A 13,647-nucleotide genomic window follows, 5' to 3' on the forward strand; every position below is an offset into this window, starting at 1 on the left:
CGGAGTCCGCCGGGGTGCCCCACAGCAACTCCGTCGCGGCCGGCTTCTCGACGTCGGTGAAGACGGTTCACCCCGGCAGCGTCGTCCTCGACACCGCCGAGGAGCTGGAGTCCGACTTCATCGTCGTCCCGCGCGAGCCCGTCTCCGGCGACCCGGGCGAGGTGCTGGGGAAGGCCGCCGAGTACGTCCTCCTCTACGCGAGCCAGCCGGTCCTGTCCGTCTGATGGCCGGCGCGATCCCGTTCCTCCCCGCGGGCACGACCCTCCCACCGCTCCCGTACCTCGTCGCCGTCCTGCTCGCGGCCGGCGCGGTCGGCGTCGCGCTCCGGCGGCGCCCCCCGCGAGTCACCGGGCGCCACGTGCTCGCGCTCGCGCCGTGGATGGCGCTCGGCTCCGCGGCCCACGTGCTCTACGTCGTCGGCGCGCTCCCGCGCGCGCTCGCGCCGCTCGCCGGCTCCCCGGCCGTCTACCTCACGGTGGGGTCGCTCGCGGGCGCGACGTGGCTCGCGCTGGCGACCGCCCAGCCCGAACGCGTCCCGACGCTCCTCGCCGCCGCGGGCGCGCTCCTCCTCGCTCCGGTCGTCGGGGCCGCGCTCGCGACCGGAGTATCCCCGGCCGGCGCGCGGTGGTCGACCGTCTCGCTGGCGGCGACCGTCCCGATCGCCGCCGCGGTCTGGGTCGGTCTGACGCGCCTGCGCCCCGAGACAACGGTCACCGGCGCGGTCGGCGCGCTCGCGGTGTTCGGCCACGCGCTCGACGGCGTCTCGACCGCGGTGGGCACGACCCAACTCGGCTTCGGCGAACGCACGCCCGTCTCCCGGATACTCCTCGAACTCGGCGGGATCCCCCCGGTCCCGGTGCTCGGCGAGGGGTGGGTGTTCCTGCTGGTGAAGCTCGCGGTCGCGAGCGCCGTGGTCTGGCTGTTCGCGGAGTACGTTCGAGACCGCCCGTCGGAGGGATACCTCCTGCTCGGCTTCGTCGCCGCCGTCGGGCTCGGGCCGGCGGCGCACAACCTGCTGCTGTTCGCGATCGCGGCGTGAGGGGCGGGCGGCCCGAGACCGCCGGGTGACGGCGCGGCGCCTCGCGACCCCGTTCCGGGCCGCTCTCAGAGGACCGAGAGCGCGAACGCCGCGGTGACGCCGGCCAGCATGACCGCCTGTACGAAGGGGCCGGCGAAGACGCCGATCACCGCGTAGGCCGACCGCCGAACGGCGACGCGGGTCTCGCCGGGGTGCTCGTAGAGGCTGTCGAGGAAGACGGTGCCGCCCAGCCCGACGACGAGGCCGATCGGGCCCATCACGAACAGCAACACGACGCCGACCGCCGTGCCGAGGGCGATGGTCCGCGTCGACGCGCCGCCGAGCCGTCCCGAGACCATCCCCGAGACGAGCTCCACCGCGGAGGCCAGGAGCGAGACGAGGACGAGCCCGAGGAGAACGCCGAGCCCCGGCTCGGCGAAGCCGGTGGTGTACGCGTAGCCGACGACGGTCAGCGCCGCGAGGACGCCGCTCGGTACGAGCGGGAGGAACGAGCTGACCGTCCAGATCACGAGCAGGACGATCGCGATCTCGGCCGCGGGGAGCGCCATACCTCGCTAACGTCGCGCGGGTTCAAAACGGTTCATCTCGGACGGGGCCGTCGTCCGCCGCCGAGCTCAGTCCTCTTCCTCGACGACTTCCGGGTCCTCGATCGCGGACTGCAGGGAGTCGAGCCCGTTGACCCACTCGGAGACGAGACCGTACTCTAGGTCCTCGACGACGTCGATGTCGAGCGTCTCGCCGTCGATGACGCGGGTGCCGGCCTGCACGACGTAGCCGAGCGCGGCGTCGAGGTCGTCCTCGGCCTCGGCCTCGGCCGCGGCGCGAACGAACTCGGTCACGTCGCCCTCGACGACGCCGCCGACGACGTACTCCTCGGCCGCGTAGAAGACGGGGACGAGCGAGGTCTGGACGCCGTCGATCAGCATCACCTTGTCCTCGTCGTCGAAGTCGACGTCGGCGAGGACGATGTCGCGCACGCCCCGGATCTCCTCGACCGCGCGGTCCTCGTCGATGCGGTCCTCGTCGAGCGCCGCGAGCATCTTCACGACGGCGATCGCCGCGTCGTCTTGGAGGTTCAACAGGAGCCGCGCAGAGTCCTCGTTCTCGGGGTCGAGGTCCTCCTCCTCCAGCCGGTCGAGCCAGTTCTGCCAGCGGTCGTCGGTATAGAACGTTTCGACGGCGTCGTCGTCGGTCATGTGCGGTACGTCGCCCGGACTACTCAAATGCCTTTCCTATCGATCGCCGCGAGAGAGGGCGTCTCACCCGCTCGGCGGCGGGATTCGGGGGATCGGCGCTCCCGTCCCGCGTTCGGGTCGCGTCCCGGCCGCGCCAGCGGCTCGCGCTCTCTGGTGCGGAGCGTTCGACGTGCCCGTCACGTCATCGGATCGTCGCCGACCGACGGGTTCTCCCGGGCGAACGCCACGAGGCGGTCGACGTACGACTCGAACGGCGGGACCGAAACTCCGGTCCCGGCCAGCGCCTCTTCGGCGTTCGGACAGCGGTAGCGGGTCGGGTGGTCGAGGTAGTCGATCGTCGCCGGCTCGACGGCGACCCCCGCGGCCGAGAGCAGGCGGGCCGCGGCCTTCGCCGCCCGCTTCGGGATCGGGACGCTCACCGTCCGGCGGTCGGCGGCGTCGCTCAGCGCCGCGACGAACGCCGGGACCGTCAGCGGGTCCGGGTCGCAGAGCTGGAACGTCTCGCCGACCGTCTCCGGTCGGGCGCTCAGCGCCGCGATCGCGTCGACGACGTAGTCGCGCGGCACGACGTTCAGTTCGGTCTCGGCCGCGCCCGGGACCGAGAACGCGACCGCGAGCCGTTTCGGCTGCGCGAAGAGCAGTCGGAGGAGGTTGTACGGCCCGTCGAGCTTGTCGGTCTCGCCGGTCTCGCTGTCGCCGACCGCTATCGCCGGGCGGTAGACGGTCGCCGGGAGCCCGTCGCCCATCCGCTCGCGCACCGCGACTTCCGCCCGGTACTTCGACGCCTCGTAGTGGTTGTTGAACGACTGGCCCTCGCGGAGGCGGTCGGCGGTGAAGACGCCGTCGTACCGGCCGCTGACGTAACACGTGCTCACGTAGTGGAGGCGGTCGACGTCGAGCCGCTCGGCCGCGTCGAGGACGCGCTCGGTCCCGCGGACGTTCACGGCCTCGGCGAGGTCGGCGTCGACGCTCAGGTCGTAGACGGCCGCGAGGTGGTACAGCTCGTCGACGCCACCCAGCAGCTCCGGGTCGTCGAGCGCCGACCCGAGCCCGAGGTTCGGCTCCGTGAGGTCGCCCTCGTAGAGGTGGACGGCCGAGACGCGGGGGTCGCTGCCGGGCACGTCGTCGTTCCCGGGCGCGTCGCCGCCGACCGCAGCGACGATCTCCCGGGCGCGCCGCTCGGCGAGGTCGCGGTACCGCGGCTGGATCAGACAGGCGACCGGGCCGTCGCCGCGGGCGAGGACCCGCTCGAGGAGCGCCGACCCGAGGAACCCGGGGAAGCCAGTGAACAGGACTTCGGGCGGCGCGGCGCGGGCGGCCGCGGCGGCGTCGCTCACGGCGTCGGTCCCTCTAGGGTCGCCTCGGTGTCGATCCCGTACACCGCCTCGGGCGTCTCGACGTGCGCGCGGCGGACCGCCTCGTCGTACCCCTCCCCTAACATCCAGCGGACGCGGCGCGGGACGGTCTTCGGGCCCATCACCATCCCCGGCTTCTCGGGGTCGTCGACGAAGTCGGTCTCCATCAGGAACGGCTCGCCGGAGTCGGCGGCGCGCTCCAGCCGGTCCTTCTCGCTCATCACGCTCGGAGTCGGGCCCGCGAGTCGCCCTTCGGCGTAGTGTTTCACGACGTTCGTCGGGTCGAGTCCGGACTCCTCGGCGACGGCGGCCAGGTCGGTGAGGTCCTCGCTGGCCTCGGTGTGGAGCTGCACGGCGCAGTCGAGCGCGGCGCCGAGTTCGAACGCGCGGCGGGTGACCGCGTTCGAGGCGTCCCAGACCGCGTCGCTCACGTCGTAGTGCGGGCGGCCCGACTTCAGCGCGAGCGCCCGCCCGTCGGCGACGAACTCGCTCGCGACCTCCAGGCCGCCCTGCATGAGGTCGCGGGCCGCCTCGGGCGCGAAGCCGCGTTCGTCGACCAACCGGCTGATCAGGCCCGGATGGACGCCGAGGACGGGCCACGCGCGGCCCGGGAGGACCTCGGTCGCGGCCGCGACCGCGTCGAGCGTCTCCTCGAAGACGGGCCGGAAGTCGGCCGGCTCGTCGGGCTCGACGCCGAGGTGCCACGAGGGTTTGTTCACGACGAGCAGGTGGGTGCCGCCGAGCCGGACGAAGTCCTCGACGGCGTCGATCCCGCGCCCGTGGCGCGGGTCGAGGTGGAGGTGGTTGTCCAGCACCGGCGTGTCGAGGTCCTCGGTCATGGTCGGTGGTTCGCCCGCGACGGAATATAGGACTCGGTCGCGAGGTCGCTGCGGCTCCGACGCCCGCCGTCGCCCGTCACGGCGGATACGTCCCCTCGATCCGGGCCTTGGCGACGATCCGCCCGGTCATCGCGTCGATGAGGTCCTCCCTGTCGGCGGACGGCGGGAGGCCGATCGGCTCGTCGACCGCGTAGAGCCGGAACCGGTAGGTGTGCTCGCGGTCCGGTGGATTCGGCCCGCCGTAGCCGTGCTCGCCGAAATCGTTCTGCCCCTCGGTCGCCGCCGTCGGCGACCAGCCTTCGGGGATCGCCTCGCGACCGGGGTCGATGTCCCAGACCAGCCAGTGGTCCCACACCGTTCCCGCCGGCTCCTTCGCGTCCGGGTCGTCGACGATGAGCACGAGCGCCGCCGCTTCGTCGGGGACGCCGTCTATCCGCAGCGGCGGGTTCACGTTCCGCTCCGCGTAGCCGTACTCCTCGGGGATGCGCTCGCCGTCACCGAACGCCGTACTCGATAGTCTGAGCTCGCTCATGTGATCACCCGTCCGGATCTGGTCCGGACACGTTGCGATTGTCACGTCGACGGCAAAAGCGTTCCCGCGGATCCGCCGTTCCGACGGACGGCGAGCGCGGAAACCCTCAAGCCCGGCCCGGCCGAAGGGAGTCACGAATGGTATCCCGCCTCGCGGCCGCCGGCCTCCTCGCGGTCGGCGTCCTCCTGATGGCGAACCCGCTGTACCTCCCCGTGGCCGTCGGCGAACCCGATCCGGCGTACACCCATACGGTGCAGCCGGTCCAAGGCGGGTCGTCGGTGGCCGATTCCGGGGTGGACGCCGAGGGGCTGAGCGACGGCGACGTCGTCGGCTACGGCGACCTCACCCCCGAGGCCCGAGAGGCGTTCGACCGCGCTCGCGAGGCCGAGGGCGGGTTCGGCGTCGGGGAACCGGACGCCCGCGTCGACTCGCTGTCGTACCCCGCTGAGCCGACGCTCGGCGACGGGCTGGTGATCGTCGACTACCGAGGCGAGCGCTACGAGTTCTGGACGCGGACCGTCGCGCGCGAGCCGGGGGCGGTGGTCGCCCAGCGGGTCCTCCTCCAGCCGGTCGCGTTCCTCGCGGGCTTCTTCGCGGTCGTCGCCGCCGTCGCGGTCGCGTACCGCGGACGGCTCGGTGGGACAACCGTGACGTGACCGCGTCGTCAGGCGGCCCAGTCCGCTGATTCAGACGGTTCAGTCCGCCGGCTCCCTCGGCTCCGACGGTTCAGTCCGCCGGCTCCGACGGCTCAGACGACTCCGGCTGCCCCACCGGGGTCGGCGAGTCCCCGGTCTCGATCGCGCGGCGGACCGCCTCGTCGATCTCGACGAGGTGGCAGAGGGGGTTGCCGGGGTAGACGACGGGGTTCTCCAAGAGTCCGATGAGGAGTCCGGTGAAGGGGGCTTCGACCCCGACCGCGTCCTCCTTGAACGGGTTGGTGATCGTCGCTATCCGGTCGCCCTCGCGGACGAGCGACCCGCTCTCGAAGTGGGTGTCGACGATGCCGCCGGAGTCGGCGCGGAGCCACGTCTTCTCGCCCGCGCCGGCGACGATGGTCCGCCAGCCGGGCCACCGCACCGTGTCGGTCTCGAGCAGTCCGTACTCGGCGAAGACGGAGCGCACGCCGTCGAGGGCGTCGTCGATGAGCGGGCGCTGGAAGCGGTGGGCCTCGCCCATCTCGATCGTGATCGTGGGGATCTCGGCGGCCGTCGCCTCGCCGCGGAGGGTGCCGGTCGGCCCGTCGCTGTCGATGATCACCTTCGAGCCGAACGCCATCGCGAGGCGGTGCACGCCGGCGTCGGCCATGTCCGCGCGGACGTGGAGCATGTTGGTCCGGCCCCGCGTGGAGGTGTGGAAGTCGAGCCCGAAGTCGCAGGGCTCGATGAAGTTGGAGTATATCTGGTTCGCCATCCGCTTCGAGCTCGTCGAGCCGGGCTCGCCGGGGAACGAGCGGTTGAGGTCCCGGTCGTACACCGGGAGGTACCGCTGCTGTGCGATGAATCCGGGGACGTTGAGGACGGGGAGGCAGACGAGGGTGCCGCACAGCGACGAGAGGTCCCAGTCGTGTGCGACCTCGCGCACCACTTCGATCCCGTTGAGCTCGTCGCCGTGCGCGGCCGCCGTGAGGAACACCGTCGGCCCGTCGCGCTCGCCGTTGACGATCGTCACTGGGATCCGAACCGGGTCGCCGAGGTAGGTCTCGCTGATCCCGTAGCGGATGTTCTGCGTCTCGCCCGGCGGCACCGCGCCGCCGTTGTACGTGAACATCCGATCGTCGCTCATGTCACGAGGGAGCAGGGCGGGGGGTATATATATGACGACCCGGTCGCCCCGCGGCCGGACCGGCGGTCTCCGGTCACGGGCCCCGTCGGGTCACCCACTCGGCCCGCGACGCGTGCTCCCGCGCCCGCTCCGCGATCGCCGCCCGATCCAGCGGGCCGTCCTCGGTTATCACCCCGGTCAACAGATCCCCCGGAACGCGCTCGAAGATCGGGTTCGCGACGCCGATCGGGCGGTCGCCGTCGTACACCGTCGCCGCGTCGCCCGACTCCCGAACGACCTCGTCGGCCGTCGCGATCTTGTCGGCGGCGGCGACGACGTACACCGGGACCGCGGCCTCGGCCGCCGCCAGCGCGAGCGGGTACGACCCGACCTTGTTCGCGACGTCGCCGCCGGGCAGGACCCGGTCGGCGCCGAGCAGGACGCACCCCACCTCACTCTCACGAACGAGACCGGGGAGCCCGGCGTCGGTCGCGAGCGTGACGTCGACGCCGGCGGCGGCGAGGCCCTCCGCGGCGGCCACCCCCTCGCGGCTCGGTCGGGACTCGCCGACGACGACCGGGCGCCCGACCCGACGCAGCGTGTGCGCGACGGTTCCGGACCGCGACAGCGTCGCCGTCTTCCCGGACGCGTCCGCGAGCGCGGCCGCGGCCCGCTCCGCGGCTTCGCGGTCCGCGTCGAGCGCGTCGTCGAGCGCGTCGACGGCGCGGTCGTGGATCGCTTCGGGGGTCCGGTCCGAGCCGATCATCGCCCGGTCGACCCGGTTCCGAACGACGACCATGCTCGGGCGGGCGCGGCGGAGCACGCGAGCGCGGTCCGCGATCCGCTCGACCCCGCCGTCCAGGGCGCCGAACGCGACCGCGCCGGCCGTGTCGCGGACCACCTCCAGCGCCCGGACGGAGAGCCACGCGGCGCCGTGCGTCTCGTCGGTCCGGAGCAGGTCGACGTCGGGCGCGACGCGGCGGTAGCTCTCCCACAGCCGCGGCGCCGCCTCGCGCGTGAGGAACGCCGTCGGCGACAGCCACTCGCCGTCGACGGCCATCGGGTCGGCCGCCGCGTCGTCGCCCGCGCCGCCGGCGCCCTCGAACAGGAACGGGTACACGGTCCGGTCGGTCGCCCCGTCCGAGACCGACGGCGGTTCGCCGCCGCGGACGAGTTCGAAGCCGCCGCTCGGGGCCGCCCCTCGGAGCACGCGTCGCGCGCTCTCCGCCGGGTCGGTCTCGTCCGCGCGCACCTCGCCGACGAGGGCCTCGAGCGCGTCGGCGGTCCCACCGCCGTCGGCGCGACGTGCGGTGCAGAACACCCTCGCGCGGCGTCGAGCGAACGCCCTGACGATAGCGCTCACGCGTCCGCGTTCGGTCGCCGGAGCAATAACCGTGCGCGTCCCCGGTCGATGTCTTCGCCCTGTCGCCGCCGACCCTCACCGATCGGGCGACCTTTTACCCGGGGCCACGCAGGTGTGGGCATGAGTTCGGACCCGGTCCGGGTGGGAGTGCTGTCGCTGCACAACAGCAAGGAAACGAAGGCGATCTGCAACGCGGTCGAAGACCTGGGGCACGAGCCCGTCTGGCTCCGCGAGGAAAACGCCGCGATCAGCGTCGAGGACGGCGACGTCTCGGTGGAGCCCGCCGTCGATGTCATCGCGAACCGCCTGCTGTTGTCGAACACCGACCAGCCCGCCGAACTGCTCGGGCTGGCGACGACGTTCGAGCGCATCAGGCCGATGCTGAACGAGCCGAACGCCGTGCTCGCGTCGATCCACAAGTTCGCGACGGCGGCGACGCTCGCGGACTGGAACATCCGCGTGCCCGACGCGCTGCTCGCACTCTCGAACGACCGGCTCAACGAGGGGCGCGAGCGCTTCGGCGAGGTCGGCGTCTACAAGACCGCGATCGGGACGCACGGCGGCGGCACGTGGAAGGTCGACCTCACCGAGCGGGTGAACCCGAAGGTGGGCAACCGACAGGCGTTCCTCCAGAAGCTCATCGACCGCGACGACGAGGAGCACCGCGACCTGCGCGTGTACATCGTCGGCGACGAGATCGTCGGCTCGATGTACCGCTACGCGCCCGAGGGCGACTGGCGCACCAACGTCGCGCTCGGCGGCGCGGTCGAGGACGCCACCGACGACATCCCCGAGGAGGCCGCCGAGACCGCGCTGTACGCGGCCGACGTGATGGACCTCGACTACGCCGGGGTCGACCTCGTCGAGGGGTACGACGGCTGGTACGTCCTCGAAGTGAACCCGACGGCCGGGTTCAAAGGGCTCTACGAGGCGACCGGCACGAGCCCCGCCCCCCACATCGCGCGGCTCGCTATCGAGACGGTCGGCGGCGAGGTCGACGACGACGAGGTCGAGCGCATCGCGGCCACGCTCGACGACTCGCGGCCCTCCTGCGCGCCCGCCCCGAAGCCGAGCCCGACCGAACAGCCCGACATCGGCTACATCGAGGAGGTCGTCGTCACCGGCACCTCCGGCTCCACGCAGGCGCTCGCGAAGTCCGACACGGGCGCGACCCGGACGAGCATCGACACCCAGCTCGCCGCCGAGATCGGCGCCGGCCCGATCAAGAGCATGACGCGCGTGAAGTCGGGCAGCGTGAAGGGCGGGAAGGCCCGCCCCGTCGTCGACCTCGTGATCGGTATCGGCGGGAACCAGCACACCGTCACCGCCAGCGTCGAGGACCGCGGCCACATGGAGTACCCGCTCCTCCTCGGCCGCGACATCCTCACGGACTACCGCGTCGACGTCCGACGGCGCGCCGACACCGACGAGACGGAGCGCACCGAGGCCGGCGAGATCCTCGAAGAGGAGGAGTAGACGGGTTCGCGGTCGACTATTTAAGGAATCACGGTGGCGCGCCTCCGAGCGGTCGCCACCGGCGACCGCGAGGAGACCGCGAGGGAGTCGGTCGCCGCAGGCGACCGACGAGGCTGGGGAGGCGTGAGGTGCGGGGCGGTCGCGGTCCCGCGAGCGAAGCGAGCGGGAGCACGGAAGTCGCAGCACGCGCAGCGAACGAAGTGAGCGAGCAGGACCGTCTTCCGGCGGTCCCGCGAGTCCTCACGGCTGGGGCTTTGGAAGTGTTCACCGTTACTCCGCAATCACCTATTTATAAGCGAGCGGCTGGGACGTTTGAACGATCCACCGTCGAACCGGGGGCAACAGCTCACGACTCGTACTCGGCCCAGACGTACCGCGTCCCGTAGCTCCGGTACGGGCGCCACGCCTCGGCGATCTCCCGCATTTCTCCCCGAGTCAGCTCCGCCCCATCGTTGTACACTTGTTCGATCCCCTTCCGCACCGCGAGGTCGCCGAGCGGGAGCACGTCCTCGCGTCCGAGCGCGAAGATCAGGTACATCCGCGCGGTCCACTCGCCGACGCCGCGGATCTGGGTGAGCCGGCCCACGGCCGCCTCGTCGCTCGCGTCGGCCAGCCCCTCGCGGGTCAGGTCGGGGTCGCCGTCGCGGAACGCCTCGGCCGTCGCGCGCAGGTACTCGACCTTCGTCCCGCTGAGCCCGGCCTCGCGCAGGGCGCCCTCGTCGGCCGCGAGCACGCGGTCCGGCGTCGGGTCGCCGCCGAGGACGTCCAGGAACCGCTCGCGGATGGCCGCCGCGGAGGCTGTCGAGAGCTGCTGGTTCACGATCGAGGTGCAGAGGCGCGCGAACTCGTCGGCCGCGGGCTCGATCGCGAGCCGACCGTGTCGGTCGATAAGCGCCGCCATCGTCGGGTCCTCCCGCAGGGTCGCCGCGACTCGGTCGTCCATCGGTCCGGGGTTCGGGCCGGAGCCACCCGACCGTTTCGGTCGCGGCCGCGGTTACGCTCTCGACGACCCCGTCGGCCCGCGGGTCGGACCCGATATAAACTTACCTTGGGTTTCCCGTTTGGAAGATGGAAACGTTCAACCATGACGGTTCCGACCGTTGCCGTATGCAACTGGAAGACGTCCAGCACGTGACGGTGCTCGGTGCCGGAAATATGGGCCACGGCATCGCGGAGGTCGCCGCCCTCGCCGGCTACGACGTGGCGCTGCGGGACATCGAAGAGGAGTTCGTCCAAGACGGCTACGACCAGATCGAGTGGTCGCTCGGCAAGCTCGCCGAGAAGGACCGCATCGGCGACGACGAGGCCGAGGCGGCGCTCGACCGCGTCGAGGCGTACGTCGACCTCGAGGAGTCGCTGGCCGAGGCCGACGTGGTGGTCGAGGTCGTCCCCGAGAAGATGGCCATCAAGAAGGACGTGTACGACGAGGTCGTCGAGTACGCGCCCGAAGAGGCCGTCTTCGTCACCAACACCTCCAGCCTCTCGATCACCGAGCTCTCCGAGGTCACCGACCGGCCCGAGCGCTTCTGCGGGATGCACTTCTTCAACCCGCCGGTCCGGATGGACCTCGTCGAGGTCATCTCCGGGAAGCACACCTCGGAGGACACCCTCGAACTGATCGAGGGGCTCGCGGAGTCGATGGGGAAGACCCCCGTCCGCGTCCGGAAGGACAGCCCCGGCTTCATCGTCAACCGCATCCTCGTCCCGCTGATGAACGAGGCGGCGTGGATCGTCGAGTCCGGCGACGCCACGATGGAGGCGGTCGACTCCACGACGAAGTTCGACATGGGGCTCCCGATGGGCTCGTTCGAGCTCGCCGACCAGGTCGGGATCGACGTGGGGTACCACGTGCTGGATTACATGCACGAGACCCTCGGCGAGGCGTACCGCCCCTGCCCGCTGCTCGTCGAGAAGGTCGAGGCGGAGACGCTCGGGAAGAAGACCGGCTCGGGCTTCTACGACTACGAGGACGGCGAGGGCGCGCAGATCCCCTCGGACGCGATCGACGGGGACGTCCGGAAGCGGCTCCTCGCCGTGATGGCCAACGAGGTCGCCGGGCTGATCGGGAACGACGTCGCCGACGCGCCCGCCATCGACCGCGCCGTGATGCTCGGTGCCGGCTTCCCCGACGGCCCCGCGAAGCTGGCCGACGGCGAGGGGCTCGACGAGCTGGTCGACGTCCTCGACGACCTCCGCGAGGAGACCGGCGAGGCGCGCTACGAGGCGACCGACTACCTGCGCGAGGCCGCCGAGGCGGGCGGGTTCCACGGCGGGACCGACGACGGGGAAGACGCCGAGGGCGACGACGCGCTCGCGGACTACGACACGCTCAACGTCTCCGTCGAGAACCGGGTCGGTCACGTCGAGATCGACCGCCCGCACCGAATGAACACGATCAGCGGGGAGCTGCTCGACGAGTTCGCGGACGCGATCGACCGGCTCGACGAGCACGACGAGGTACGGGCGATCCTCCTCTCCGGCGCCGGCGACCGCGCCTTCTCGGCCGGCGCCGACGTCCAGAGCATGGCCGCCGGCGGCGCGGAGCCGATAAGCGCCGTCGAGCTCTCGCGGCAGGGGCAGCAGACGTTCGGGAAGCTAGAGGCGTCGGACAGCCCCGTCGTCGCCGCCATCGACGGCTACTGCCTCGGCGGCGGGATGGAGCTCGCCACCGCGGCCGACATGCGGATCGCCTCCGACCGCTCCGAGCTCGGCCAGCCCGAGCACGACCTCGGGCTCCTCCCGGGCTGGGGTGGTACGCAGCGCCTCGCCCGGATCGTCGGCGAGGGGCGCGCGAAGGAGATCATCTTCACCGCCGAGCGCTACGAGGCCGAGACGCTGGCCGACTACGGCTTCGTCAACGAGGTCGTCCCCGGCGAGGAACTCGCCGAGCGCGGGCGCGAGTTGGCCGAGTCGCTCGCCGCCGGCCCGCCGATCGCCCAGAAGTATACGAAGCGCGCGATGCACGCCGGCCGCACCGACGGCGAGGCGGGCTTGGAGGTGGAGGCGATGGGCTTCGGCCACGTGATGAACACGGACGACCTCATGGAGGGCGTCACGGCGTTCATGGGCGACGGCGAGCCGGAGTTCGAAGGGAAGTGAGGTTCCGTTCGCTCCGCCTACCTCCCCAGCTCCGCGGCGAAGAACGTCCACCGCCCCTCGTTCCCGTCGTCTAGAGAGTCGGCGGCCTCCCGCTCGGCCTCGACGGTGAAGCCCGCTTCTCGAAGGTGTTCGCGGGTCCGGGCGGCCCCGGCGATGTACCACTGCATCTCGACGCCGGTGTCGAGCCAGTCCGGGTTCGTCCCCGCCCACTCGTCCGTTCCCTCCGAGAGGAGCAGCCGTCCGCCGTCGACGAGCACGCGAGCGAACTCCTCGAGGACCCGTCGGCGCTGGTCCCGCGGGACGTGGATCAGCGAGTGGTACGCCGTCACCGCGTCGAAGGAATCGGCGCGAAAGGGGAGCGCGGCCACGTCGCCCTGCACGAGCGACGCGTCCGGAACGCTCTCGGCGGCCAACTCCAACTGCGTTCGGGAGACGTCCAGCCCGGTCGCGGTCGCAGACGCGCTCAGGTCGCGCAACACGGGTGCTCCCTGCCCGCACCCCGCGTCGAGGACGCGCGCCGACTCGGGCAGCGACCGGCGGAACCGAGCGAGGATCGCTCTCCCGCGACCCTCCCGACCGCGGTCGGCGGCGTACGTCTCCGCGAGCGCGTCGTAGCCCCGACGAACGACGTCTTTGTCCACCATGTGAGCCGAATCCGAGACGCGGCTGTTGAAGCCTTCGGTCGCCGGAGGCGACCGCCGGTCCCTCGCTTCGCCGTTCGACTACAGCGGGGTGTCGGCCGCCGAGACCACTTGTCCGCCGACGCTGACGACGAGGTACGCGACGGCCGCGACGAACAGCGCGGCGCCGAGGACGTTCGAGATTCCGGGCAGCGCGGACTCGACGAATTCGGGGAGGGTCGTCGCGCCGGACAGCGGGACGAGGAGCACGGCGACGCCCCTGCGGAGGGACCGTTCGAGGGTCGTCTCTGACATAGCGTCGGGAGCGGAACGCGGAGAAGTAAGTTTCTGACGGTCGCGGGTCGGC

General features: G+C 71.9%; 15 protein-coding genes. 5 read left to right on the plus strand and 10 right to left on the minus strand.

All coding sequences use genetic code 11. From position 1 onward, the window contains the following. Together DJ75_RS01235 and DJ75_RS01240 are read left to right on the plus strand one after the other, a co-directional pair. The coding region (locus DJ75_RS01235; protein WP_176451401.1) for a universal stress protein at nucleotides 1-224 on the plus strand (224 nt) is incomplete at its 5' end. After that, nucleotides 224-1,039: a DUF63 family protein gene (locus DJ75_RS01240; protein WP_094522061.1), complete on the plus strand. Its 816-nt coding sequence runs from the start codon at nucleotides 224-226 to the stop codon at nucleotides 1,037-1,039. The genes DJ75_RS01235 and DJ75_RS01240, both read left to right, overlap by 1 nt. Before the next feature lie 65 nt (nucleotides 1,040-1,104). Here the strand turns inward: DJ75_RS01240 and DJ75_RS01245 are convergent, their stop codons facing one another. The 5 genes from DJ75_RS01245 to DJ75_RS01265 all read right to left on the minus strand — a co-directional run bounded on the left by DJ75_RS01245 (nucleotide 1,105) and on the right by DJ75_RS01265 (nucleotide 4,961). Continuing rightward, on the minus strand, nucleotides 1,105-1,587 hold the full coding sequence (locus DJ75_RS01245) for a DUF456 domain-containing protein (protein WP_094522062.1): 483 nt from the start codon (nucleotides 1,585-1,587) through the stop codon (nucleotides 1,105-1,107). Between the two features lie 66 nt (nucleotides 1,588-1,653). After that, the gene (locus DJ75_RS01250; RefSeq protein WP_094522063.1) at nucleotides 1,654-2,235 is read right to left on the minus strand and encodes a DUF2150 family protein; all 582 of its coding nucleotides are present in this window, start codon (nucleotides 2,233-2,235) and stop codon (nucleotides 1,654-1,656) included. Nucleotides 2,236-2,411: 176 nt separating this feature from the next. Further along, on the minus strand, nucleotides 2,412-3,572 hold the full coding sequence (locus DJ75_RS01255) for an SDR family oxidoreductase (RefSeq protein ID WP_094522064.1): 1,161 nt from the start codon (nucleotides 3,570-3,572) through the stop codon (nucleotides 2,412-2,414). Next, a complete protein-coding gene (locus DJ75_RS01260; protein ID WP_094522065.1) occupies nucleotides 3,569-4,429 on the minus strand; it encodes a TatD family hydrolase in 861 nt (286 codons plus the stop codon). Before DJ75_RS01260 ends, DJ75_RS01255 begins: the two co-directional genes overlap by 4 nt. 76 nt (nucleotides 4,430-4,505) lie before the next feature. Further along, complete coding sequence (locus tag DJ75_RS01265; RefSeq protein WP_094522066.1) at nucleotides 4,506-4,961, minus strand: YbhB/YbcL family Raf kinase inhibitor-like protein; 456 nt, start codon at nucleotides 4,959-4,961, stop codon at nucleotides 4,506-4,508. Between the two features lie 137 nt (nucleotides 4,962-5,098). Between DJ75_RS01265 and DJ75_RS01270 the strand changes: the two genes are divergently transcribed. Beyond that, nucleotides 5,099-5,617, plus strand: a complete 519-nt coding sequence (locus DJ75_RS01270; RefSeq protein WP_094522067.1) for a hypothetical protein — start codon at nucleotides 5,099-5,101, stop codon at nucleotides 5,615-5,617. Between the two features lie 70 nt (nucleotides 5,618-5,687). Here the strand turns inward: DJ75_RS01270 and DJ75_RS01275 are convergent, their stop codons facing one another. Further along, nucleotides 5,688-6,743 carry a succinylglutamate desuccinylase/aspartoacylase family protein gene (locus DJ75_RS01275; protein ID WP_094522068.1) on the minus strand — a complete coding sequence of 352 codons (1,056 nt, stop codon included), beginning with the start codon at nucleotides 6,741-6,743 and terminating at the stop codon, nucleotides 5,688-5,690. Between the two features lie 73 nt (nucleotides 6,744-6,816). After that, the gene (locus tag DJ75_RS01280; protein ID WP_094522069.1) at nucleotides 6,817-8,085 is read right to left on the minus strand and encodes a hypothetical protein; all 1,269 of its coding nucleotides are present in this window, start codon (nucleotides 8,083-8,085) and stop codon (nucleotides 6,817-6,819) included. A gap of 120 nt (nucleotides 8,086-8,205) precedes the next feature. Here DJ75_RS01280 and DJ75_RS01285 point away from each other — a divergent pair, with 120 nt between their 5' ends. Beyond that, nucleotides 8,206-9,561 (plus strand): RimK/LysX family protein, encoded by a 1,356-nt coding sequence (locus DJ75_RS01285; RefSeq protein ID WP_176451048.1) that lies wholly within the window; start codon nucleotides 8,206-8,208, stop codon nucleotides 9,559-9,561. Between the two features lie 346 nt (nucleotides 9,562-9,907). Here DJ75_RS01285 and DJ75_RS01290 read toward each other — a convergent pair whose 3' ends face one another. After that, complete coding sequence (locus tag DJ75_RS01290; RefSeq protein WP_094522070.1) at nucleotides 9,908-10,504, minus strand: DNA-3-methyladenine glycosylase; 597 nt, start codon at nucleotides 10,502-10,504, stop codon at nucleotides 9,908-9,910. Between the two features lie 164 nt (nucleotides 10,505-10,668). Here DJ75_RS01290 and DJ75_RS01295 point away from each other — a divergent pair, with 164 nt between their 5' ends. Continuing rightward, entirely contained in the window at nucleotides 10,669-12,660 is a 1,992-nt protein-coding gene (locus DJ75_RS01295; RefSeq protein WP_094522071.1) for a 3-hydroxyacyl-CoA dehydrogenase/enoyl-CoA hydratase family protein, read from the plus strand. A gap of 17 nt (nucleotides 12,661-12,677) precedes the next feature. On the opposite strand, the gene DJ75_RS01300 is transcribed toward DJ75_RS01295, so the two are convergent. Next, the gene (locus tag DJ75_RS01300) at nucleotides 12,678-13,304 is read right to left on the minus strand and encodes a class I SAM-dependent methyltransferase (RefSeq protein WP_094522072.1); all 627 of its coding nucleotides are present in this window, start codon (nucleotides 13,302-13,304) and stop codon (nucleotides 12,678-12,680) included. 78 nt (nucleotides 13,305-13,382) lie between these two features. Next, entirely contained in the window at nucleotides 13,383-13,595 is a 213-nt protein-coding gene (locus DJ75_RS01305) for a hypothetical protein (RefSeq protein ID WP_094522073.1), read from the minus strand. Nucleotides 13,596-13,647 lie beyond the last annotated feature (52 nt).

Source organism: Halorubrum sp. Eb13, assembly GCF_002252895.1.
GTDB lineage: Archaea > Halobacteriota > Halobacteria > Halobacteriales > Haloferacaceae > Halorubrum.